This window comes from Hydrogenophaga sp. SNF1 (assembly GCF_034421675.1).
Taxonomy (GTDB): Bacteria; Pseudomonadota; Gammaproteobacteria; order Burkholderiales; family Burkholderiaceae_C; genus Hydrogenophaga; species Hydrogenophaga borbori.
This window is the reverse complement of the sequence record NZ_CP139793.1, coordinates 1,272,845-1,295,678: the sequence shown is the minus strand read 5'-3', so window position 1 is coordinate 1,295,678 and position 22,834 is coordinate 1,272,845. Positions and strand designations below refer to the sequence as shown.

General features: G+C 67.3%; 24 protein-coding genes. 7 read left to right on the top strand and 17 right to left on the bottom strand.

Going from position 1 to position 22,834, the window contains the following annotated elements; translation table 11 throughout:
• The first annotated feature begins 79 nt into the window (after positions 1-79).
• The 3 genes from SOM08_RS06350 to SOM08_RS06340 are packed head-to-tail and all read left to right on the top strand — an operon-like array spanning position 80 to position 3,047.
• Positions 80-1,603 carry an Ada metal-binding domain-containing protein gene (locus tag SOM08_RS06350; RefSeq protein WP_322470319.1) on the top strand — a complete coding sequence of 508 codons (1,524 nt, stop codon included), beginning with the start codon at positions 80-82 and terminating at the stop codon, positions 1,601-1,603.
• Positions 1,600-2,136, top strand: coding sequence for a methylated-DNA--[protein]-cysteine S-methyltransferase (locus SOM08_RS06345; RefSeq protein WP_116958130.1), 537 nt, complete (start codon positions 1,600-1,602; stop codon positions 2,134-2,136). Before SOM08_RS06350 ends, SOM08_RS06345 begins: the two co-directional genes overlap by 4 nt.
• Entirely contained in the window at positions 2,133-3,047 is a 915-nt protein-coding gene (locus SOM08_RS06340) for a DMT family transporter (RefSeq protein WP_116958131.1), read from the top strand. The genes SOM08_RS06345 and SOM08_RS06340 overlap by 4 nt, the downstream gene beginning before the upstream one ends.
• A 6-nt stretch (positions 3,048-3,053) precedes the next feature.
• Here the strand turns inward: SOM08_RS06340 and SOM08_RS06335 are convergent, their stop codons facing one another.
• From SOM08_RS06335 to cphA (SOM08_RS06310), 6 genes are all read right to left on the bottom strand, one after another.
• A complete protein-coding gene (locus tag SOM08_RS06335; RefSeq protein WP_147326184.1) occupies positions 3,054-3,521 on the bottom strand; it encodes a hypothetical protein in 468 nt (155 codons plus the stop codon).
• A gap of 55 nt (positions 3,522-3,576) precedes the next feature.
• Complete coding sequence (locus SOM08_RS06330; RefSeq protein ID WP_322470318.1) at positions 3,577-4,089, bottom strand: hypothetical protein; 513 nt, start codon at positions 4,087-4,089, stop codon at positions 3,577-3,579.
• 100 nt (positions 4,090-4,189) lie between these two features.
• Entirely contained in the window at positions 4,190-4,714 is a 525-nt protein-coding gene (locus SOM08_RS06325; protein WP_322470317.1) for a CDC27 family protein, read from the bottom strand.
• Complete coding sequence (locus tag SOM08_RS06320; protein WP_322470316.1) at positions 4,711-4,989, bottom strand: hypothetical protein; 279 nt, start codon at positions 4,987-4,989, stop codon at positions 4,711-4,713. Before SOM08_RS06320 ends, SOM08_RS06325 begins: the two co-directional genes overlap by 4 nt.
• Before the next feature lie 211 nt (positions 4,990-5,200).
• Complete coding sequence (gene cphA / locus SOM08_RS06315; protein ID WP_322470315.1) at positions 5,201-7,777, bottom strand: cyanophycin synthetase; 2,577 nt, start codon at positions 7,775-7,777, stop codon at positions 5,201-5,203.
• Positions 7,777-10,014, bottom strand: coding sequence for a cyanophycin synthetase (cphA, locus tag SOM08_RS06310; RefSeq protein WP_322470314.1), 2,238 nt, complete (start codon positions 10,012-10,014; stop codon positions 7,777-7,779). The genes cphA (SOM08_RS06315) and cphA (SOM08_RS06310) overlap by 1 nt, the downstream gene beginning before the upstream one ends.
• Before the next feature lie 119 nt (positions 10,015-10,133).
• On the opposite strand from cphA (SOM08_RS06310), the gene SOM08_RS06305 reads away from it, so the two are divergent.
• A complete protein-coding gene (locus SOM08_RS06305) occupies positions 10,134-12,479 on the top strand; it encodes an ABC transporter ATP-binding protein (protein WP_322470313.1) in 2,346 nt (781 codons plus the stop codon).
• A gap of 14 nt (positions 12,480-12,493) precedes the next feature.
• Positions 12,494-12,964, top strand: coding sequence for a DUF1854 domain-containing protein (locus tag SOM08_RS06300; RefSeq protein ID WP_322470312.1), 471 nt, complete (start codon positions 12,494-12,496; stop codon positions 12,962-12,964).
• 290 nt (positions 12,965-13,254) lie between these two features.
• Here the strand turns inward: SOM08_RS06300 and SOM08_RS06295 are convergent, their stop codons facing one another.
• From SOM08_RS06295 to SOM08_RS06280, 4 genes are all read right to left on the bottom strand, one after another.
• Entirely contained in the window at positions 13,255-13,929 is a 675-nt protein-coding gene (locus SOM08_RS06295; protein ID WP_322470311.1) for a hypothetical protein, read from the bottom strand.
• 751 nt (positions 13,930-14,680) lie between these two features.
• Complete coding sequence (locus SOM08_RS06290; RefSeq protein WP_322470310.1) at positions 14,681-15,313, bottom strand: hypothetical protein; 633 nt, start codon at positions 15,311-15,313, stop codon at positions 14,681-14,683.
• A 617-nt stretch (positions 15,314-15,930) separates the two neighbouring features.
• Entirely contained in the window at positions 15,931-16,281 is a 351-nt protein-coding gene (locus SOM08_RS06285; RefSeq protein ID WP_322470309.1) for a hypothetical protein, read from the bottom strand.
• A 52-nt stretch (positions 16,282-16,333) separates the two neighbouring features.
• Entirely contained in the window at positions 16,334-17,002 is a 669-nt protein-coding gene (locus SOM08_RS06280) for an SOS response-associated peptidase (protein ID WP_322470308.1), read from the bottom strand.
• Between the two features lie 18 nt (positions 17,003-17,020).
• Between SOM08_RS06280 and SOM08_RS06275 the strand changes: the two genes are divergently transcribed.
• A complete protein-coding gene (locus SOM08_RS06275) occupies positions 17,021-17,218 on the top strand; it encodes a hypothetical protein (protein WP_322470307.1) in 198 nt (65 codons plus the stop codon).
• 20 nt (positions 17,219-17,238) lie between these two features.
• A complete protein-coding gene (locus tag SOM08_RS06270; protein WP_322470306.1) occupies positions 17,239-18,075 on the top strand; it encodes a hypothetical protein in 837 nt (278 codons plus the stop codon).
• Positions 18,076-18,220: 145 nt separating this feature from the next.
• Here the strand turns inward: SOM08_RS06270 and SOM08_RS22475 are convergent, their stop codons facing one another.
• From SOM08_RS22475 to SOM08_RS06235, 7 genes are read right to left on the bottom strand one after another with little or no spacing between them, the layout of a single operon-like run.
• Positions 18,221-18,721 carry a DUF2514 family protein gene (locus tag SOM08_RS22475; protein WP_416186999.1) on the bottom strand — a complete coding sequence of 167 codons (501 nt, stop codon included), beginning with the start codon at positions 18,719-18,721 and terminating at the stop codon, positions 18,221-18,223.
• The gene (locus tag SOM08_RS06260) at positions 18,718-19,200 is read right to left on the bottom strand and encodes a TIGR02594 family protein (RefSeq protein ID WP_322470304.1); all 483 of its coding nucleotides are present in this window, start codon (positions 19,198-19,200) and stop codon (positions 18,718-18,720) included. Before SOM08_RS06260 ends, SOM08_RS22475 begins: the two co-directional genes overlap by 4 nt.
• A complete protein-coding gene (locus SOM08_RS06255) occupies positions 19,197-19,643 on the bottom strand; it encodes a hypothetical protein (RefSeq protein WP_322470303.1) in 447 nt (148 codons plus the stop codon). Before SOM08_RS06255 ends, SOM08_RS06260 begins: the two co-directional genes overlap by 4 nt.
• Entirely contained in the window at positions 19,643-20,035 is a 393-nt protein-coding gene (locus tag SOM08_RS06250; protein ID WP_322470302.1) for a hypothetical protein, read from the bottom strand. The genes SOM08_RS06255 and SOM08_RS06250 overlap by 1 nt, the downstream gene beginning before the upstream one ends.
• Before the next feature lie 7 nt (positions 20,036-20,042).
• Positions 20,043-20,504, bottom strand: coding sequence for a hypothetical protein (locus SOM08_RS06245; protein ID WP_322470301.1), 462 nt, complete (start codon positions 20,502-20,504; stop codon positions 20,043-20,045).
• Positions 20,501-21,244 carry a hypothetical protein gene (locus tag SOM08_RS06240; protein WP_322470300.1) on the bottom strand — a complete coding sequence of 248 codons (744 nt, stop codon included), beginning with the start codon at positions 21,242-21,244 and terminating at the stop codon, positions 20,501-20,503. Before SOM08_RS06240 ends, SOM08_RS06245 begins: the two co-directional genes overlap by 4 nt.
• Complete coding sequence (locus tag SOM08_RS06235; protein WP_322470299.1) at positions 21,241-22,791, bottom strand: hypothetical protein; 1,551 nt, start codon at positions 22,789-22,791, stop codon at positions 21,241-21,243. The genes SOM08_RS06240 and SOM08_RS06235 overlap by 4 nt, the downstream gene beginning before the upstream one ends.
• Between the last annotated feature and the right edge of the window lie 43 nt (positions 22,792-22,834).

Below are 22,834 nucleotides of genomic sequence, written 5' to 3'. Positions count from 1 at the left end.
CGGGGTGCCGGCCCCCTGTTACAGGATCATGTCCGGAAACGGCGGGTCGGCCGGCGCACGCGGGCCTACCATGGCCGCCATGGACACCCGAACCGCCACCGACGACGACGCCCGCTACCTCGCGCTGTGCGCGCGCGACGCCCGCTTCGACGGCCGCTTCTTCACCGGCGTCACCTCCACCGGCATCTACTGCCGCCCGGTCTGCGCGGTGCGCACGCCGCGGCGCGCCAACTGCCGCTTCTTCGACCACGCGGCCCAGGCCGAGCGCGCGGGCTTTCGCCCCTGCCTGCGCTGCCGCCCCGAGCTGGCCCCGCTGTCGCGTGCCTGGTCGACGCAGGACGCCAGCGAGCTGCTGGTGCAGCACGCCAGCCGGCTGCTGGACGACCCCGCCCAGTGGACCGGCGACGACGGCCCCGCCATGCAGCGCCTGGCCGCCCGGCTGGGCGTGAGCGACCGCCACCTGCGCCGCGTGTTCGAGGCCCGGCTGGGCGTGTCGCCCCTGCAGGTGCTGCACACGCGCCGCCTGCTCGCGGCCAAGCAGCTGCTCACCGACACGCGCCTGAGCGTGTCCGCCGTGGCCGCCGCCAGCGGCTTCGCCAGCCTTCGCCGATTCAACGCCGCACTGCTGGAGCGCTACGGCCTGAGCCCCACAGCCATGCGCCGGCGCGGCGGCAGCGGCGAAGCGGGCAGCCAGGCCATCGCTTTGGGGTGGCGTCCGCCGCTGGACGTGGCGCCGCTGCTGGCGTTCCTCGACGCCCGCCGCCTGCCCGGGGTGGACGCGACCGACCTCGCCGCCGGGCGCTACTGGCGCACGCTGCGCCTGCACACGCCCTCGGGCGCGCACACCGGCTGGTTCGGCCTGCGCTTCGAGCCCGAGCGCCACCGCGTCTGGCTGCACGCCAGCGACGGCCTGCTGCCCGCCCTGCCCACGCTGATCTGGCGCGTGCGCGCGCTGTGCGACCTGGACGCCGACCCGCACGCCATCGAGGCCGTGCTGGGCACGCACTTCCCCGGTGGCGCCGGCCTGCGCGTGCCCGGCGCCATCGACGGCTTCGAGCTCGCGGTGCGCGCCGTGCTGGGCCAGCAGGTCACGGTGGCCGCCGCGCGCACCCTGGCAGGGCGGCTGGTGGCGCGCTTCGGCGAGCCGCTGGACACCCCCGACCCGGCGCTCAACCGCCTCTTCCCCACGCCCCAGGCGCTGGCCGAGGCCAGCGGCGAGGGCCTCGGCACGCTGGGCATCGTGCGCCAGCGCCAGGTCGCCATCCAGGCGCTGGCGCGCGCCGTGGCCGACGGCGCACTGGACCTGGGCCCGCACGCCGATCTGGCCGCCACCACGCGCGCGCTCACCGCCCTGCCAGGCATCGGCGCCTGGACGGCCCAATACATCGCCATGCGCGCGCTGCGCTGGCCCGACGCCTGGCCCGCGGCCGACATCGCCCTGCACAACACCCTGGGCCTGAGCGGGACGCCGCGCGAGCGCGAACGCGCCTGCGAGGCCCTGGCCCGGGCCTGGCAGCCCTGGCGCAGCTACGCCGTGCTGCGCGCCTGGGCCGGCCTCTACCGCGCGGCCCCTCCCCCCACCCCCGCCACGGATTCGCCATGAAACTGCCCCACACCCTCATCCAGACCACCATCGCCACCCCCCTGGGCCCCCTGCGACTGGCCGCCACCGAACACGCCCTGGCCGGCGCCTGGTTCCACGACCAGCGCTACGCGCCCGAGCCGGCCCTGGTCGCGTCGTGGCGGCCCGACCCGCACCACCCTGTGCTGCGCGAGGCGGCCCACCAGCTCGCCGACCACTTCGCCGCGCGGCGGCTGGCCTTCGACCTGCCGCTCGACCTGTCCTTCGGCACGCCCTTCCAGACCGCCGTCTGGCGGGCGCTGTGCGCCATCCCGGCCGGCCACACGCTGAGCTATGGCGAACTCGCCCGCCGGCTGGACGCACCGAACGCCGTGCGCGCCGTCGGCGCGGCCGTGGGCCGCAACCCGCTCAGCGTCGTGGTGCCCTGCCACCGGGTGCTGGGCGCGCGCGGCGGGCTCACCGGCTATGCTGGCGGACTGCCGCGCAAACAGGCCCTGCTGCGGCTCGAAGCCACCGGGCGGCCTGCCCCCCTACCCATCCCCATGCCCGCATGACCCCCCTGCTGCTGCTCGAATTCGTCGCGCTCGCCGCCCTCTGGGGCGCGTCCTTCCTGTTCATGCGCCTGGGCGCTGCCGAGTTCGGGCCCGTGCCCACGGCGGGCCTTCGCGTGGGCATCGCGGCCTTGTGCCTGCTGCCCATGTTCCTGAAGGCCGCCGTCTGGGCCGACTTCCGCGCGCGCTGGCGGCCCATCCTGCTGGTGGGCCTTCTCAATTCCGGCCTGCCCTTCCTGCTGTTTTCGTTCGCGGTGCTGCACATCCCGACGGGCGTCTCGGCCATCCTGAATGCCACGGTGCCGCTCACCGGCGCGCTGGTGGCCTGGCTCTGGCTGAAGGACCGACCGGGTGGCTCGCGCATCCTGGGGCTGGTGATCGGTTTCGTCGGCGTCACGCTGCTGGTGCTGGGCAAGTCGGGCGTGGACGCGCGCGGCGCGACCAGCGCGCAAGGCTCGGTCATGTCGCTGGTGGCCATGGGCGCCTGCCTGCTGGCCACGCTCTGCTACGGCATTGCCGCCAGCTTCACCAAGCGTTACCTGTCGGGCGTGGACCCGCTGGCCTCGGCCAGCGGCAGCCAGATCGGCGCGGCGCTGGCGCTGGCCCTGCCCATGGCCTGGCTCTGGCCCTCGCAGCCGGTGAGCGCGGGCGCCTGGACGGCCGTGGTGGCGCTGGCCGTGCTGTGCACCTCCATTGCTTACATCCTTTACTTCCACCTCATCGAACGCGCCGGGCCAGCCAAGGCCCTCACCGTGACGTTCCTGATCCCGGTGTTCGCCCTGGTCTACGGCGCGGTGTTCCTGGGCGAAATGGTGAGCGCCTGGATGGTGGGTTGCGGCCTGGTCATCGTGTGCGGCACGGCGCTGTCGACGGGCTTGGTGAAGGTGCGAGCGCTCGAACGCCAGGCACCCTGAGGGCGGCTAGAGGCAATGCGGCCCTATGATTTTTTCCGCCACCCTGGTGAGCACCCCGATGCCGAAGGCACCGGCCAGGCTCCCGGCCACCCGCCCGGCAATCGCGCCCGGATCCAGTTCACCGTTCAGGATCAGAGGCACCCCCAGGAAAACGAACGCCGCCGTACCTGCCACGGCCCCCGCGGCCACGCCTGCGCCCCCCCTCAGCCGCTCGCACCACCCGCCCGGCCCTTCGGCGCCCACGTCCAGCGGCGCCTCGGGCAGCGCAGGGCGATTCAACTTGGTCTGAACCTGCACCACCAGCTCTGGCACCGGCTCGCCCGTGTCTTGCGGCTCAGTCCCCGGCGGCTCCGTCTCCAAGCGGGTTTGGCGCTGATCGTCCAAGCCGTCCCCTGGCACGGAACCGCCCGGCCATGAAGCGCTCAGGTCCGACGGCACCTTGCGCCGGCCGGCAGCCTTGCTGGCTGATTGCATGAAATGACTCCCAAAAAAATGAAGCTGCTGGTGTGCACGCCTTGCGGAGGGTCCTTCAGCAGAAGCTGTGAGGGGCCTGGGGCGTCCACTCGTTGAACTGGTACTCGTACATCGCTCTGGCCGCGCCAACGGCGGCCGCACCCAGCGGGATGCCCGTGCACAGGGACGCCGGCAGGTGCTGGACCAGAAAGAGATCGTGGTCGTCGTAGAAACCCAGGTAAGCGATCAGTGCGGCCATGCCCGGGCCGACAAGGCCGCCGAACAGCATCGCCTTGGCGATGTTTGTCCAGGATCGATGGCCCGCCGCCGCTTCAGAGTCGGTGCTGGAATCGGAACTGGCCTCGGCGCCGGACCCCAGGGCCAGCGGTGACCGCGCGACGCTCTGCACCGCGGCGGCGATGGCCTCCGGTTGCACGTCGGTGCGCGCGGCAGCGGGGCAGAGCACCGAGGGCTCTGGGGGGTCGACATCCATTGACGCCGCGTCCTCCAGGGCCGGGCCTGCGGAGACCGCGACCGGCGACCGGGACCGGCCCTTGTTGGTCGGAATGGACTGTGTTTTGGCTTGCATGGGGGCTGATGAAGAAACGACGCCATGGGCACCACCCTGGCGAGAAGGGCCGGCACAAGCCGGCGAAACGCGTTGCACGGGCGCGAAGCACGCCCCCCAACTAGCTCAAGCGCCGCGACCGCGCCATCGCCTCGGACTGCAAATGGTGGTATCGCTCGTCGCAGCGGCCCAGCGCCACGGCGTGCTCATAGGCCTGTTGGGCCGACTCGGTCTCGCCCAGCGCGGCGCAGCACTCGCCCATGCGGAAGGCCGACGGCGCGTGGGTGGCGTCCTGGCCGAGGGCCAGCAGGTACATCACCGCCGCTTCGCGGTAGCGCTGGCGCTTCTGCAGGCACAGGCCCGCGAGGTAGCTGTACTTGACCGAGCGCGCCTCGTGCGCGACCAGGGCCAGGCTCACGGGCAGGGCGCGCTCGTGGTCGCCGGCCTCGTAGAGCTGCATCGCCACCGCGTACAGGGCCTCGTAGTCTTCATGGTTCATGCCACGCAGGTCACCCGGGCTGTGGCCGGACTGCAGCGCGTCCGCGCAGTGTTCGAGCAGGGTTCCCATGCCGGCCAGGGATTGGCAAGACGCGGCGATCGCGCCTTCGATGACGGGATCGGGGTGGGCGGGAAGCGAATGGATCATGGTTGTTGCCCCACCGAGCCGTCGGTCGTGGACGCCCGGTAGGCCATGTCCAGGCTCAGCCCGCCCCGCCCGAAGCGCACGGCGCCCAACCCGGACTGGGCCCGCAGCACGGCGTCCACCGCCTGCACTCCACCCGCCTGGGGTTCGGTGACCGGAGCATGGCGGGGTGGTGGGTGGCTGTCGGCGCCAGCCACGGCCCGCGCCGTGGTCGGTGTATCGGTGAAGACCGGGCCATGCCCGAAGGCCCCCTTGACCGCGTGGGTGAATGCCTGCATGAAACCCTCCTGAAGGTGTGACAGCCATCGCCGAAGCACGGTGCCACGGCGCGCTCGCCGGCAGCCGGGCGAACGGCGTCTGAGTGGCGCCGCGCCGACCGAGGTTCGGGGCACGGCACCCCCATCAGGCAAACATAAAAAAGGCCTCCACGGTGTGGAGGCCTTGCGTGCGGCACCGCTCGGGCGTGCGATCTGGTCAGAACCCTCGGTTTCAGGCCGGCACGACCGCTTCCTGCCGCGTGCGCATCTGCAGGTGGGCCAGCGCCGCCTCCACCTGGTCCACCAGCACCAGGCACAGGTCGCCGGGCTGCAGTCGCTCCAGCGCGGCGTCGATGGCGTTGAACTCGCCCCGGATTTCCAGCACCTCGCGCACGCGCGGGGCGCCCGCCAGGCCTTCGCGCAGCAGGCCGATCACCTCGCCGTCGGCGCGGCCGCGCTGGCAGGCGTCCTGGTACAGCACGACCTCGTCGAAGGCCTTGCCCAGGATCTGCGTCTGCTCGCGGATGTCCTGGTCGCGCCGGTCGCCGGCACCGCTGATGACCACCGAGCGGCGCTGCGCCGGCAGCGCCTCCACCGCCTGCACCAGCGCGCGCATGGCGTCCGGGTTGTGGCCATAGTCGGCGATCACGGTGGCGCCGCGGTACTCCATCACGTTGAAACGGCCGGGCGCGTTGTGCGCGTCGTTGTGGAAGCTGGCCAGGCCGCGGCGCACCGTGTCCCAGGCCAGGCCCGCGCCCCAGGCGGCCGCGATGGCGGCCATGGCGTTCTCGACCTGAAAGCCGATCTGGCCGTTGCGCGTGATGGGAATGCCCGAGAGCTCGAAGCGCTCGCTGAACCCGCCCTGCTCGGCCACCACCGCGCCGCTGTCCACGTAGACCACGCGGCGGCCCTGGGCGCGGTGCGTGGCCATGACGGGCTGCTGGCGGTCCTGCGCGAAGTAGATCACCTCGCCGGGGCAGTTGTGGATCATGTCGGCCACGATGGGGTCGGCCGCGTTGAGCACGGCGTAGCCGGTCTCGGCCACGTTCTGCACGATGACGCGCTTGAGCACCGCCAGGTCCTCGACCGTGGTGATGTAGTTCAGGCCCAGGTGGTCGCCCGCGCCCACGTTGGTGACCACGGCCACCTGGCAGCGGTCGAAGCCCAGGCCTTCGCGCAGCACGCCGCCCCGCGCGGTCTCGAACACGGCGGCGTCGACGTCGGGGTGGGCCAGCACGTTGCGCGCGCTGCGCGGGCCGGCGCAGTCGCCGCTGTCGGTCTGGTGGCCGTTGACGTAGACGCCGTCGGTGTTGGTCATGCCCACGCGCAGGCCGCTGGACGCGAACAGGTGGGCGATCAGGCGCACGGTGGTGGTCTTGCCGTTGGTGCCGGTGACGGCCACGACGGGGATGCGGCCGTCGCCGCCATCGGGGTACATGTCCTCGATCACCGCCTTGCCGACGTCGCGCGCATGGCCGTAGGAGGGCGAGAGGTGCATGCGCAGGCCGGGCGCCGCGTTCACCTCGACGATGCCGCCGGCCTGGTCTTCCAGCGGCTTGAGCATGGTCTCGCAGACCACGTCCACGCCGCAGATGTCCAGGCCGATCATCTGCGCCGCCGCCACGGCGCGCGCGGCGATCTCGGGGTGCACGTCGTCGGTGACGTCGGTGGCGGTGCCGCCGGTGCTCAGGTTGGCGTTGTTGCGCAGCACCACGCGGCGGCCCTTGGCCGGCACGCTGTCGGCCTGCAGGCCCTGCACGGCCAGGCAGCCCAGGGCGATGTCGTCGAAGCGGATCTTGGTGAGCGCGGTGGCATGGCCCTCGCCGCGGCGCGGGTCGGCGTTGACGATGTTCACCAGTTCGCGCACCGTGTGCACGCCGTCGCCGGCCACCTGCGGCGGATCGCGGCGCGCGGCCGCCACCAGGCGATCACCCACCACCAGCAGGCGGTAGTCGCTGCCCGGCAGGTAGCGCTCGACCAGCACTTCGCCATAGTCGGCCGCCGTCTGGAACGCGGCGTCGAGCTGCTCGCGCGCCGTCACGTTCACGGTGACACCCTTGCCCTGGTTGCCGTCGCGCGGCTTGAGCACCACCGGCAGACCGATCTCGAGCGCGGCGGCCCAGGCGTCGTTGGCGTCGCTCACGGGCCGGCCCTGCGGCACGGGCACGCCAGCGGCTTGCAGCAGCCGCTTGGTGAGCTCCTTGTCCTGGGCGATGGATTCGGACACGGCGCTGGTGCGGTCCACCTCGGCCGCCTGGATGCGCCGCGCGCGGCTGCCCCAGCCGAACTGCACCAGGCTGCCGGTGGTCAGGCGCCGGTAGGGAATGCCGCGCGCCACCGCCGCATGGACGATGGAGCCCGTGCTCGGCCCCAGGCGCTCGTCCTCGTCGAGTTCACGCAGCTCGGCCACGGCGGCGGTCAGATCGAAGGATTCGCCGCGCAGCACCGCCTCGATCAACCCATGCGCCAGCGCCAGCGCGCGGCGGCCCACGGCCTCCTCGCTGTACTGCACCACCACCTGGTAGACGCCCGATTCGAGGGTGGCCGAGGTGCGGCTGAAGGTGACCGGGCAGCCCGCCTGCGCCTGCAGCGACAGCGTGGCCACTTCCAGCACGTGGGCCAGCGAGAGCGAGCCGCCGGCGCTGTGCAGCGCGCCCGGGTGCGGAAACTGCTCGCGCAGGCGCGCCTCGAAGCCCGGCAGGCTGGCCAGGGCGCGTTCGTTGTCGCCGCAGTGCACCACGGTTTCGATCGCGGTGTGGCGGGTCCAGAGGTTGGGGCCGCGCAGGGCCCGGATGCGGGTGAGTTCCATCAGAGGCTCTTCTCGGCAAGGGATTCGGGGGACGGCTGCGCCGCGGGCTCGCGCCGAACGGGGGCGTGGGCGATCGGGGCTTCGCGGGCGAAGGTGCGCAGGCCGGCGGCCATGAGCGCGGGCGAAATGTCCAGGGCCCAGGCCGCCGCCAGCGAGGCGAGCAGCACCGCCGTCTTGTCTTCGGGGGCCACGCCCTCGCCCAGCGACACCTGGGCCAGCGACGCCACCACATGCTCCTGCTGGCCGTCGCTGAGCACGAGGTCGCCCTGGCGCAGGAAGACCGCGCGGCGGTACTGCGCCAGGTGCTCCACCAGCACCGGCAGCTCGGGGTCCTCGGCGTAGAAGATGACATCGCCGTCGCACAGCGGCGCCATCTCGGCCACCACCGGGTCGGCGGCGTTGAGCACGGCCGCGCCATCGGGCAGCACCACGTCCACCTGGGTGCGCATGACCTTGAAGAGCTGCTCGACCTCACGGATGTGGCAGGCCGCCAGCGCGGGGCTGCCCGAGGCGTCGGTCACCACGCCCACCTGGCAGCGGTCGTAGGCCAGGCCTTCGTTGACGATGGTCAGCGGGTCGTTCTCGAACACCGCCGTCTGCACGCCGCGGTTCATCAGCAGGCGGCGCGCCGCGCCGGCCTTGGAAAAATCGCCGTGCTGCAGCGCCCGGCGGCCCAGGAACAGGCCCGCCTTGCACGCCAGGCCCACCTGCGGACCGCTCAGCGAGGCCAGCCAGGCCACCAGGCGCGCGATGCCAGTGGTGCCGCGGCTGCCCGCCACGCCCACCACCGGCACGCGGCCCGAATCGCCGGGCACGAAGAGGTGGTCGACGATGGCGCGCCCCACCGGCCGCGGCTGGCCCACGGCGGGCTTGAGGTGCATCAGCAGGCCGGGGCCGGCGTTGACCTCGACGATGGCGCCGCCCTGATCGGCCAGCGGGCGCGAGATGTCCTGCGCGACCAGGTCGACGCCGGCGATGTCCAGCCCGATGACACGCGCGGCCAGCGCCACCACGCGGGCAACGTCCGGATGGACCTCGTCGGTGCAGTCCACCGAGAGGTTGCCATTGCGCATGATCAGCACGCGCTGGCCGGCGGCCGGCACGCTGTCGATGGTGTGGCCCTGGCGCTGCAGCTCGACCGCCATGGCGGGGTACTCGTCGAGGTGGATGGCGTTGAGCGGGAATTCCTCGTTCAGGCCGCGGCGCGGGTCGCTGTTGATCTGGCTGTCGATGAGCTGCCGCACGCTGCTGCGGCCGTCGCCCGTCACCCAGGCCTCGTCGCCGCGCGTGGCGGCCACCACGCGCCCACCCACCACCAGCAGGCGGTGCTCCAGGCCGCGCACGAAGCGCTCGACCATGACGCCGCTGCCTTCGGCGTCGGCCACGACGAACGCCGCCTCCACGTCTTCCTGGCGCATCAGCTCCAGCGACACCCCCCGGCCGTGGTTCGCGTCGGTGGGCTTGACCACCACCGGAAGACCAATGTCGCGCGCGGCCTCCCAGGCAGCCTGCGGGCTCTCGACCACCTGGCCCTCGGGCACCGGCACGCCGCAGGCGGCGAGCATGCGCTTGGACAGGTCTTTGTCGCTGGCGATGCTCTCGGCGATGGCGCTGGTGCGGTCGGTCTCGGCCGTCCAGATGCGGCGCTGGCGCGCGCCGTAGCCGAGCTGCACCAGGTTGCCGTCGTTCAGGCGGATGTGCGGGATGCGGCGGCCGGTCGCGGCGTCGACGATGCTCGCCGTGCTGGGACCCAGGCAGTGGTCGTCGACCAGCTCGCGCAGCTCGTGCACCGCGGCGGCCACGTCGAAGGGGCTGTCGTTGATGGCGGCCATCAGCAGTTCGTGCCCCAGCGTGAGCGCGCGCCGCGCCACCCGCTCGTCGCGGGCGCGAAACACCATCTTGTAGACGGCGCGCACCGGCGTGCTGCGTGTCTGGCCGAAGCCGGTCTGCAGGCCCGCCAGGTTCTGCAGCTCGATCACCACGTGTTCGAGGATGTGGCCGGCCCAGGTGCCTTCCTGCAGGCGCTGCAGGAAGCCCCCGCGCTCGCCCACGCCGCACTGGTGCTCGATCAGGCCAGGCAGCCAGGCCGTCAGGCGCTCGTACAGGCCGGGCAGCAGGTGCGAGGGGTAGTCCTCCAGCTCACCGATGTCGATCCAGCTCTCGAGGACCGGGCGGTAGGTCCAGATGTTCGGTCCGCCGAGGTAGCTGACGCGCAGAAAACGAATGGGTTGTTTCATGGTTGTCGATTCAACGGCATAACGCGATGGCGGCTCCGTGGACTTACTCGGCGTTTCATCTAGGACAATATCGGATACGCCCGCGGGCGCCGGTCATTTTCCGGATGGGTCCACTTCTAATGAATTCACCTTTACCCGAACTTACGTCGCCGTTCAGTGCCTTGCCGTCACCGTTTCAAGACGGTCTGCGGGCGCGCTTGCTGGACAACGAGCAGGTTTCAAGTTGGCTGCAGCTTGACCTCGATTCGCAATTGAATTTTTCTGCCGGCTTGCTGGTGCTGACCACCCAACGGCTGTTGAGCTGGGAGCCCGGCGGGGCCGATGCCGGCTGGCGTGAGTGGTCCCTGGGTGGCGTATTGTGCTTGAAGCACAACGACCATGCAGGCCTCGCGCAGCTCAGTGTGCACGGCGCCCAACAGCGGCTGGCTATTTGGCGTTTTACTGCGACGCACAACACACGCGCGCTGCGGTTCATTGCAGAATTCGACCGCCTGCAAGCCCTTCGCAACCGTGCTGGATTAAATGATGCGGTGCAAAAACCCGCCCCATCATCGACCAACGCAATACCGCTGTCGCCAAATCACGAAAGCGAGTTGTCGCCGATTGGCGACGAATTAATCGACACCCCGGAATTGCACCGGTCGCCGTCCACCTGGGTGCTATTGCGGCTCGGACGATTCGCCAAACCGTACCGCGCGCAATTGGCCCTGGGTTTTGGCCTGACGCTGGCCGCCACGGCCGCCACGCTGGTGCCGCCCTACCTGACCATGCCGCTCATGGACGAGGTGCTGATCCCCTTTCAGAACGGCCAGCGCATCGATCCCTGGCAGGTGGCCATGCTGCTCGGCGGCCTGCTGCTGGCGGCGCTGACGGCCTGGGGCCTGGGCTGGGCGCGCACCTATGTGCTCTCGCTGGTGTCCGAGCGCATCGGCGCCGACCTGCGCACCACCACCTTTGAACACCTGCTGGCGCTCTCGCTCGAGTACTTCGGCGGCAAACGCACCGGAGACCTGATGGCCCGCATCGGCTCGGAAACCGACCGCATCTGCGTGTTCCTCTCCTTGCACGCCCTGGACTTCGCCACCGACGTGCTGATGATCCTGATGACCGCGGTCATCCTCTTCAGCATCAACCCCTGGCTGGCGCTGGTGACGCTGCTGCCCCTGCCTTTCATTGCCTGGATGATCCACCTCGTGCGCGACCGCCTGCGCACCGGCTTCGAGAAGATTGACCGCGTCTGGTCGGACGTGACCAACGTCTTGGCAGACACCATCCCCGGCATCCGCGTGGTGAAGGCCTTCGCGCAGGAAAAGCGCGAAGCCGCCCGCTTTCGCGAGGCCAACCGCCACAACCTGGAGGTCAACGACAAGCTGAACAAGACCTGGTCGCTGTTCACGCCCACGGTCACGCTGCTCACCGAACTCGGCCTGCTGGTGGTCTGGGCCTTCGGCATCTGGCAGGTCTCGCGCGGCGACATCACGGTGGGCGTGCTCACCGCCTTCCTGGCCTACATCGGCCGCTTCTACAGCCGGCTCGACTCCATGAGCCGCATCGTCTCGGTCACGCAGAAGGCCGCCGCCGGCGCCAAGCGCATCTTCGACATCCTCGACCACGTCTCCAACGTGCCGGAGCCCGCGCAGCCCGTGAGCCGCCCGCGCATCGAGGGCGGCATCTCACTGAACGACGTGCACTTCCGCTACGGCAACCGCTCGGTCATCCGCGGCATGAACCTGGACATCCGGCCCGGCGAGATGATCGGCCTGGTGGGCCACAGCGGCTCGGGCAAGAGCACGCTGGTCAACCTCATCTGCCGCTTCTACGACGTCAGCGGCGGCAGCATCCGCGTCGACGGCACCGACGTGCGCCAGTTCGCCGTGGCCGACTACCGACGCCACATCGGCCTGGTGCTCCAGGAACCCTTTCTGTTCTTCGGCACCATCGCCGAGAACATCGCCTACGGCAAACCGGACGCCACACGCGCCGAGATCGTGGCCGCCGCGCGCGCCGCGCACGCGCACGAGTTCATCCTGCGCCTGCCGCACGGCTACGACTCGCTGGTGGGCGAGCGCGGCCAGGGCCTGTCGGGCGGCGAGCGCCAGCGCATCTCCATCGCGCGCGCGCTGCTGATCGACCCGCGCATCCTCATCCTCGACGAGGCCACCTCCAGCGTGGACACCGAGACCGAGAAGGAGATCCAGAAAGCGCTCGACAACCTCGTGGCGGGGCGCACCACCATCGCCATCGCCCACCGCCTGTCCACATTGCGCCGCGCCGACCGGCTGGTGGTGATGGACCGCGGTGAGGTGGTGGAGGTGGGCCCTCACGACGAGCTGATGGCGCGCGAGGGCGCCTACTGGCGGCTCTACATGGCGCAGTTGCGCAACGTGGACGCGGAAGACGAGCCGAGCCTCGCGCCACCCAACGCCAACCCCACGGCGCATGGCGCCACGGCAGGCACCGACTGAACGCGGAGATCAGCATGACGACGATCGACTGGACACTGCGCCGAGACCCGCAAGGCCCGCTGCAGCTCACCACCGCCGATGGGCAGGTGCACGCCGGCGTGATGCCCGTGCGCGCCTTCCCCCTGGCCGCGCCCGACGAGGGCCTGTCGCTGGTGGGCAGCGACGGGCACGAACGGGTGTGGATTCAGCGCCTGTCGGCACTCGACGCCGCGACGCGCGCGCTGATCGAGGAAGAACTGGCGCCGCGCGAGTTCATGCCCCGCATCCAGCGCATCCTGGGCGTCTCGGGCTACGCCACGCCCAGCACCTGGACGGTGGAAACCGAGCGCGGCCCCGCGCAACTGGTGCTCAAGGCCGAGGACGACATCCGCCGGCTCGACGGGAAGCGTCTGTTGATCCAGGACGGCAATGGCCTGCAGTTCCTCGTCGCCGACCGCTTCGCGCTGGACCGATTGTCCCGACGCATCCTCAATCGCTTTTTATGACAACCAACCCGCTCCGCCAGGGAGCGAGGATGGGGAATTGGGCGGCCGCCCCACGACCGGCAACGCCGAGACGGGTCAATGACGATCGGTGCGGCCAATGCGCCCCGCCACAGGCCCAGATGAAAAGACGTCGAATGAATGGCCTCGGGTAGGCATCGCCGTCTTCCTGCATCAGAAAAGGCGACATCGGCTCATCGGCCGCGTGGGAACTGATGAGCCGAACTGGGTCAAGGATTGAGACGAGACCAAGGGGCGGCCGAACATCCAGCCACCCCTTGGCGCGCATGCCTTCATTTAGGGAAGAAACACCACTTGAGATAGCCACCTGCTGGATCCCCAAAAGTCGAGTTGTTGCACTTCTGCGTATTGTTGAGAGTCTGGCTCGTGTCGCCCATCATACTACTTCCGCCCGACCAACCCATATAAAACACGGTATTGCATGCAAGATAGCCAGCCGTGCTGCAGCCAGAATTGCCATTCACAACCGTGTCTTTAAGCAGAGTCGAACTGTTCTCCACGGCCACAACCTTGAATGGCGCCCCCACACTCCCGTGCCCAAAACCAGAGAGCCATGTCAACTTCTCACAGTTTTTTGCGCGATTGGGGTAAGGATCACCCCCAAACGCCGTGTTATTGCAACCCGACGATCCCGACGTGGTGAATGCCTTGAAGGTCCACTTGCCGCCGCAGGAAGTGTCTCCACAATCCGGTATATCGGTTACCCCATAACGAATAAAATCCCCTGGGGAATAGCTGAACGACCCGCCTTCGATCGCAACCGAAGCCCAGCTTCCGCTGTATGCCATGGCAGAACCAGCCCCCCACAACGCAGAGAGCGTCAGAAAGCAACTGAAAATGAGCTTAAGCAACCTTGATTGACAGATATCCATGTGAGCACCTTTAAACAGAGAATAAAAGAGTGCATCTGGCCATCCACCGGCAAGACCGATTGAAATGGTCGACACGTTCCCGGTAATCCCTCCCTCCTGCGGCAGATTGCCGACCTATTACGGAAGGCATCCCCATGTACCAGCCTGGGAGAGACGTTAATACAACCGTCCAGACAATTCATTCGGCCAGTTGGCTGATTCCGCCTGAACGGTCGAATTTCGCCCCCTCATAGGTGGACCAATGGTGGCAAGGCGGTGAAGACTGCGACGCTGGTCGCCATCGCCAACCACCGCATCCACGTCGATGCAACTGACCCTATCCCCGGATTTCGAGTCGTTCTGTTACAGAGAAGCCCGGCATGATGAACGCCCCGTAGGGGCCAGCGCAAGGCACCTAATACGCCGACCCCACGTATGAGCCATAGTCGCCGGCCTCTCGCGGCTCTCTGCATAGTTTGGGAGACGCTCATGGGCCCCGTCGACACGTTCGCAGCGGCCCTCCCTGCCACAGCAGGTTTCCGCTTATCGAGCTGCGCTTCCTTGGGAACCGCCATGAGAAATAGCCTGCCAGCCAGGGAGACGTGCAATTCGATCCGCTGAGAATCTGGGCAGGTGAGCTATTCCTGCCCTTATTTTCTATTCCAGAGAGGAAGAAGAGGACGTCCCCGCAATTCAGCGGCGGACAATGACAGACCTTTCCGATAGGTCGGCAGGCGCATTTTTTGCGCAAACATGGAGTCGGCCGGTCGATAGCCCTGAGGCACGACCGGCCCAAATTTTCAGCCTCCCCCAACCGAATTCATGAGACTTCGTTTAGCCCATTTCTCTATTTCGGGAAGAAGCAATTTTTCGCGGTACCCCACACTGGGTCACCCCCAAAAGATGCAATTGAACAGGTCATCGAACCATTAAGAGTTGCAGTCTTCGAAAATGCACTCGAATTGCTCGTCCATCCTATGAAGTATGCAGTATCACATGGCACGCCGGCCATGGCCAACGCCGCACAGCCCGAGTTACTGTTGGACACCGTGGAAGAAAGGTTGGTATTACCTTCCGGAGCAACATATTTCAGCTGATAACTAACCCCCGTCTGTCCCGAGACGCCAAACAGGGACAGTCTTTCACAGTTCTTTGCCCTATTGGGATAGGGATCCCCCCCCCACCAAGTATTGTTGCAGTACACCGTCGTCGCACTGGTGAATCCCTTGAAGGACCAATTACCCGTACACGCTTGAGTTGAACAATCCGGGATATCAGTCACGCCATAACGGATGAAATCACCCGGCTGAGCGACAAAGGACCCACCCTCGATCGCGGCCGACGTCCAGATACCGGTGTACGCCATTGCCGAACTCGCACCGAACAACGCGACAAGCGTCAAAATACCACTTAGCAACAGCTTAAAAAAGCTTGATTGACAAATATTCATAACAGCACCTTTAAAAAAGAAAGAGTGCATCTGGCCATCCAATAGCAATGCCCATTGCAAATGGTCGACACGTTCCCAGCTACTCCCTGATACCGTGGGACCCCCGCCAACTGAGCGGACTGCCCAAAGAGTTCGTCTGGAAGAAACAGTAATCCAGACACGTAAAACACTCAATTCGGCCAGTGGGATGATTCCGCTTGAACGGTCGAATCTGACCCCTCACAGGTGGATCAATGGTGACAACGCGGTGAAGACTGCGCCGCAGGCCGCGCACCCGAGAATCCGGGTCCCGGATGTCACGAGTGGCGTGCAGGCCCAGCATTCACCATCTTGCCCAGCCCCGTGAGGGCTAGGCTGCGCCGAGAGTGGCCGCGAGGCCGGGCCCGCCGTTCTGATGCGTGAGTGCGCCGGGGCGAGCCGATCGATCGACCGGCGCCAGGCGCGCTGATGGGCCAGGAAATGAAAACGGGCTACGCGATTTCTCACGTAACCCGTTGATGTGTCTGGCGGAGTGGACGGGGCTCGAACCCGCGACCCCCGGCGTGACAGGCCCACACCAAAAGTCAGCAACGGCGCGAGCGACAGCCTGATTTGATATTCCAAAAGCGGGCGCTCGGCCAGGACTTTTCCCTGGGGACAACTTGGGGCTATTCCAAAGATTTCAGCCCTGCGGACGGCTCCAACTGGCGCCTAGTCCAATGGTCACGGGCATCGGTCACCAGCCACCCTTGCAGCACGAAGCGCTCCTCGCCCGCAGGACCTATGCGCTCCATGCCACGCAGGTGCATGCCCTGTGGGGAGACGCAGAAGAGCTTGACGTCGTAGAGCTCGACCAGCGGTCCATGGGTGACGTTGTCAGCCTGAAGGGTGGCCACCTTGTAGCTGCCACCAGGCGTGCGCATCTCGTGTGTCCGCAGCTCGCCCACCAGCGGCTCGGAAGACCGCCCGCGGGACCGTTTCCTGCCATTCTGGTGAGTGAACTCGACGACGACGCGCATAGATATACTGTACAAACATACAGTCTTTGCGCGCAGCCACTTGGCGGTTACATCAGGCTGGACCAGCGTCAAAAGTCTCAACTGGCGCCAGCTTTAGCAGGGCACTCGCCTCCTGTATCGTGCCCTGCAGCCACTGGTCCACGTCGGCTAACTCGATCGGGATCACGCTGCGTTTGTCCTGCTTATCCGGGTCCAGCTTCGGGTCGGGCTTGTGCATGCGCGACATGAGCGGGTGCGCGTCGGCGTTGATGGTGAGCATCGTGTAGCTCTCGACCTCCTCGCCCGTCTTGGGGTCGCGCCAGACGTTCCACAGGCCGGCCAGGCCCCAGAGGTCGCCGTCGGCGCGGCGAAAGCGCCACCAGACGTTTTTGCCGCTCTCCCAGTTTGGTTCGTCGAAGGTGGTAGCCGGGATGATGCAGCGCTGTCCGCGAGCCCATGGCTGCTTGAAGCTGGCCTTGGCTGCCACTTCCTCGCTGCGCGCGTTGTTCGTGGACGCCTTGAAGTCCTGCAGGTCTTTCACGAACCACGGGACGAGGCCCCAGCGCCCCACCACCACCTCGCGGCTGTAGCCGGGGTCGTGACGCGCGCGGCGGATGAAGGGCCCCGGCTGGCGCGGGAAGACGTCGCCGCCCTCCCACCAGCGGTTTTCGTCCTTCGGGCCGCCGATGTGCCAGAAGCGCTCGATCTCGGCGATGCGCGGGGTGCCATAGCGGTTGCACATGGGCCCCAGAATACCCCCATGGAGCATCCCACCCTAATGCGCGTGCCCGGGCCGCCGCCTGTGATGTTCGAGGAGCGGATCCTGCCCCTGGCGCCAGAGGCCTACCAGGTGAGCCAGGCAGGCGCCTGGTGTGTGGTCACAGTGATGGCCACCGGTGAGGAGGTCTACCGTGGGCCCGGACCGGTCGAGGTCCTGCGCTCGCGCGCGCCGTTCTGAAAACAACTGGAGGAGACCTAATGCCTACCGCTCAAGAACGCCTAGATCAGATCAATCTCAAGCTGGATCGCGCATCCGCCCACATCGACGAACTCCAACGGCGCATCGGTGAGTTCTTCAATACCGACCCCATTCGGGTATCAACAAAACGCGATGCCACAGATACAGGCATCGTCTACTACGTATCGCACATCGATCCATCGCCGCCCATGCTGGCAGCGGTTGTTGGAGATGCAATTCAATGCATGGTCACCGCACTGGATCACGTCGCGTGGCACATCTGTTGCAGCGAGACGAACGGCAATCCCACAAGCCCATCGAAGATCTACTTTCCCGTCGCCGACAACGCAGCTGACTACCTCAAGAACAGAGCTCGCAAGCTTCCCGGAGTGTCGCCCGCCGTTCTCGCTGCGTTCGACGCGGTCAAGCCGTACAAGGGAGGCAATGACGCAATCTGGCAACTGCATGAGCTGAACCGCACAGAGAAGCATCGCACGCTGCTCACCGTAGGCTCGACGACACATGGAACAGACATCGGACAGTTCATGTGGAACAGCATGAAATCAGCTCCGAATATGCCCCCAAAACTACTGGAGAGAATGGGGGAGAACACGATGTTTCGTTTCGTGCTGAAAGGAGACCACGACGGCACGATCCCGATAGCGGTGGGCATGGAGTTGTTCGGCGACCTAAGCGGCGACCCTCCGCGGTCAGATTTCAAGTTTGAGTGGGGCATCGGCCTCAAAGAACCGAACGTAGTCACCCACCTCAACATCGTCGCCGCACTGCGCGACTATCAGGTCGCCGTTTCGCGGGTCGTCGACGACCTGAAGGGATTCCTCAAGACCACCCCGTAATTGCTCGCCGCAACTCGTAGCGATCGAAGCGAACACGCGTCTACGCCTCCGGGAAAAATTTCCCCCTCCACCCAAAGGCAGAGGGGGCGAACGCGCGGCATCCGATGGTGTAGTGGCTTCACCACCGCGCGAGGAGACAACCGGGTCAGGGGCTTAGCGCGTCGTAGGAGCGCTCGCAGGTCTGGCCGGCGATTCGGAGCCGGTCAGCGAACTCGCCGACTTGGACAAGCTCTCCGCTATGCCTTGCGAGCATCCCTGTGAGCAGATCGAGGGCGTCGGCACCTTCGACACCCGCGCCTGCGACGGCAGTGGCGGGGTGCTGGGGGGCGCTACGGAGGCGGGCGGCAAGGGTGGCAAGCTGCCCCCGCAGGCGCTCAGCAGCAGCGCGAGCGTCAACAGCGTGGCCCTCAGCCACAAGGCGGGCTTGGTCGGCTTCATCTGCGGCTTTCTGCACCTCTGCGGTGCGGCGTCGTTCTTCGGCTCGGGCAGCCTCGGTGGCGCGGCGCGCCTCCCGCTGCCAATCGGCATGTACCTGGGCGTGCTCGTTGCGGGTGTCGGCATGGGCGCGCTGCTCGTTCGCCAGGCGCCAGGACTGCAGCCCAGCGATGGCGGCGAACCCGAGCAGCAGCCAGGCACTGAGCTTCACGCTTCCCCCACCGTGGCCGGCGCCTCGCCCATCACCAAGTCATGGTCTGGCAGGGGCACGGCCAGCGGCCAGCGGTAGCCGAGCACGCGGGAGCGGGGAAATGCGGCGATGCTCACGGAGTTACCCTGGTTTCCGCCGAGCAACAGCAGGTCGCCGTGTCGGTCCACGCCGGCACCGAACGCCACATGGCCGCCGCCGGTGCGGCCCAGGACTGTGATGCAGCCCGGAACGGGCTTGTCGAGCGGGCGCCCCCATTCGAGGTAAGACCGGGCCGACTCGAAGCGGCTGGAGACGATGCCGACGTTCTCCAGGCAGAAGCCCACGAAAGCCGCGCACCAGGGCGTCTCGTCGTCGCGGATGCCACCGCGCTTGATGGCCTTCCACATGGCCAGGATCAGCGGGTGGTGGTTGACGCCGGGGATCTCGCGCACGCCGAGGTAGCGGCGCGCCTCGGCGAGCCAGAGGGGATCGATGCTCATCGCCGGTCCTTTCCTTTGCCGCGCTCGCGCGGTGTTTCCAGGCCCATCCAGTCGCTGGTGCGCTCCCACGTGTAGCGTGCCGGGCCGGCGACGTTCTGCGCCCACCACCGCGCGCGATCGATTGGCGTGCAGTAGCGCTGGCTCATGCTGCGCGGCGTGCCAACCACGGACAGCAGCAGGCCGATGAGGCAGGCCGCGGCGAAGGCGAGGCACACGGCGCCGGCAGGTAGGTTGCCGACGAAGCCAGCGTGCGCGGTTCCCATTCCCGCAGCGCCGCCGACGACCACCAGCACCATCACGTGCAGCGGAACGGCCTGGCGCTTGACATAGGCCGAGAGCAGCAGCAGGTTGACCCACATGCCAAGGCCTAGCAGCAGCAGCACCAAGCGGGCGACATCGCGGCCGGTGGCCGTGGTGGTGATCCAGGTGAGGAGCGCGTCCATCATTGGCCTCCTGATTTCGGCACCGGCATGGCGTCGGCCGACTTGCGAAACCAGCCCCAGACGATGGGCACCAGCCAGGGCCAGGCGATCGAGAGGACCGCCGCCAGCACCAAGTCGTTGGCGTAGACATCGCCGAACTGGTGGGCGATCACGCGCGCGGCGAAGGGCGCGCCCAGGCCGCCGAACAGCACACTGATGGCGCCGTTGGCGATGGCGGCCTTCGCGCCCGATGGCGCGCGCAGAAGGAAAGCGATGGCCGCGCCGGCAGCGCCGATCGCCCAGGGCAGCGGATCCGCGCCCAGCATCGCCGCCGTCATGCCCGCCGCTGCGGTGGTGGCCGTGGTAGTTGCCGCGAGGGCCGCGGCGGCGGTTGTGGTGACAGGTTCGGTCATGTGGCCCTCAGTCGTGGCGGTGCAGGCTCTCGGCGGCCCAGCGTTCAAGGTCGGCCGGGCTGGGCACCGGATCGAATGGGGCGTTGAAGCCCACGTTTCGCAGCCACAGCGCGCACATCTCGCTGCAGATCAGGCCGCCCACGTTGCGCGTGCTCTTGCCCACCAGGTGGTAGAGCGGGCGCAGGGCGAACAACAGGTAGTCCATCCAGCCGTAGGTGTGGATGGAGTCGCGCTGCAGGTAGCCCTCGCAGGCCTCGCGCGTGAGGCCAGGCACCTCGTACAGCACCACCCACTTCGGCGCGGCGTAGCGCGGCCAGTCGCATTTGCGCGGCAGCAGGTGCATGTCGAACATGGTGCCCGCGGCCTCGTCCACAAACCCGCAGTGGTAGGCCGTCGAGCCCGTGAACAGCTTCGTCAGCCGCGCGCTGAAGTGCTCCGCTGGGTCGGCGTGGATGAAGGCGAGCTTCACGCGTCCACCTTCTGGTAAATGCGGCGAAACCAAGCACCCATTTGGGCGTCGGTGCCGATGCACAGCTCACCGTAGAGGCCCATGTCCAGCGTGCCACCGAGGACAGCCTCGTGGTCCCAGCGCCTTTGCTTGCCGTCGAGCTTCACGTGTGCCGGCATCGGTGCGCCACCGGCAATGGCGACGATGAACTCGGCAGCGCTCATCTGCACGCCGTTTGAGTCAAGCCAATAGCGTCCATTGGTGAGGTCGAACATCACCCACTTGCCGCCGTGGAAAACCTCCAGCACCTGGTGGCCGTCGTCATACCCGTTCTTCGGGCCGAGAGTGGACACCCCGACTTGACGAACCGAGAAGCCGAACTGCGGCAGCAGCCAGGCCATGTAGTTGCCCGCGTACCCACAGCGCATGCGCCAGACGAACATCCGCCCGGCATCGCTCACCGGCTGAAGGTTGCCGATCACCTCATGGCCTGTCCCGTGAATCTGGTTCCAGCAGAAGGCCGAGACAATGGCATGCAGGTTTGCCGGAGAGCCGGCGACGATACGGTTGCGAAAGAACGCCTCCGTCTCGTGCTTGAACCGGTACAAACCGGGACGGGTGCAGTCGTACACCTCGCCGTGCATCATGTACACCCCGGCGGGTAGGGTGACGTGCTGAAACGGCATGATGGGCGCTGACCCACCAAGGGGGAAGATGTCTTCTTCGGTTTCGTTCAGGTAGTACTTGGCGATTTCCATCATGCGTCCCTTCCGCGCTGGTCAATCCACCCGAGCGTCGCTATGCGAATGCCGCCATCGGATCGTGTGTTTCTCTGGCGAACCCGCGCTGACGTGTCCGTCGTAACCATGATCTGACCGCGCGCGGAGGTTGCGTTAAGAGGCGCGCCAGTTACGCCGAGCGGCCACGCTGAGGCTGACGGAGCGACATCTGTTGTGTCAGGGTCAGAGACGTAGTGGATGGAGCCGGCTGCGTCGTTGCCGTCGTGCACATTCAAAATTGCTTTCACCTTCAACCCGGTTGGCACAGACAGCGTGACAAGCGCCGCGACGGTCGACGAGGTGCCGCTGAAGTCCAACGCGCCGAGGTTGTCCCAGAGGAATTGATCGCCGGTTTGGAAAAAGCGCACCCACTGCGCACTGCCGTTCGTTCGCCCAGACCCGATGCGGCGGAACTGTGTGTAGTTCGTCGGCAGGGTTGGAGCCGTGGGGGACAGCGAGAACAGCACATCGACCACCCCGGTATCGGGCCGGCGAATCAAGTGGAAGTGATACCAGGTGTTGTTTGCGATGCTGCCGGTGTCCAGGCCGCCGTTTGTGGTGCCTGCCGCCCATGCGCCGGTGGTCTTGGCAATGCTGGCCGCCAGGGTGAGAAGAGCAACTGCTGTCGAGTCGGTCGCCTGGCCCGCCGAAATGCTCATCGTCGAAGACGAGCCGGCCGTGGACATTTGCAGCCCGGAAATGTGCCCGCGCAGCACGGGACCGGTGGCAGAGCCTGTGCCGCCCTGCGCGGTCGACAACGCCGTGGTCAGACCAGATAGGCTCGTGATGTCGTTGTTTGCCCCACTGTTGGCTTTCGCGGCCAGGGCAGGCAAATCGGCCACGGCGGCGAGGATGGAGGCCATGTTCGCGGCCACGGTTTGCACGTCGGCTGAAATTGAGTCGACCTCGATGACCTCGTCTGCGATGGTCGCGACCGTCACGATCTGAGCGGCAATGATCGCCAAGGTTTGAATCTGGGCGCTGATCGCGGCCAACGTGTTCACGTCCGCGATTTCGTCGGCCAGCGTGACCAAGTCGCTGATGTTCGCCACGACGGTCTGCAGCGTGGCCAGGTTCGCTGCAAGGATGTTGATGCTCTCGAAGAGCGCTTCGGCATCCGTAGACGACACGGGCACCTGTGCGCACCGGTCGGTGATCTCCTTGATCTGCTGCAGCAGGATCACGATGCGATCGAGCGCGTTCTCGACCTGCTGCGCGCGGTAGGCACCGCCGTCTGGAAGATCAGACGGCTGTTCGTACGAGAGGTCGCCGACGATGGTGACCTTCTTCGTGGCAGCCGGCGCGACCAGGTAGTTCACCGTTCCGCCGGGCGTGCTTTCCTGGTCCGGGTTGAGCGCGACGGTGTAGTCGGCATTCAGGGTCGGCTCGGTCTCCACGCTCGTGGGGACATCGAGTTCGACCACTCGCAGGTCCGTCTCGTCGAAGACCTTGAAGCTGAACCCGAAGGCGATCTGCGAGCCCGTGCCGGCGTACGGGCCCGCGCGGCGTGGGCTGACGGGGATGGTCATTGAGGGGTGCTCCTGCAGGTGGGCAAATTCTCAAAGGCCCACC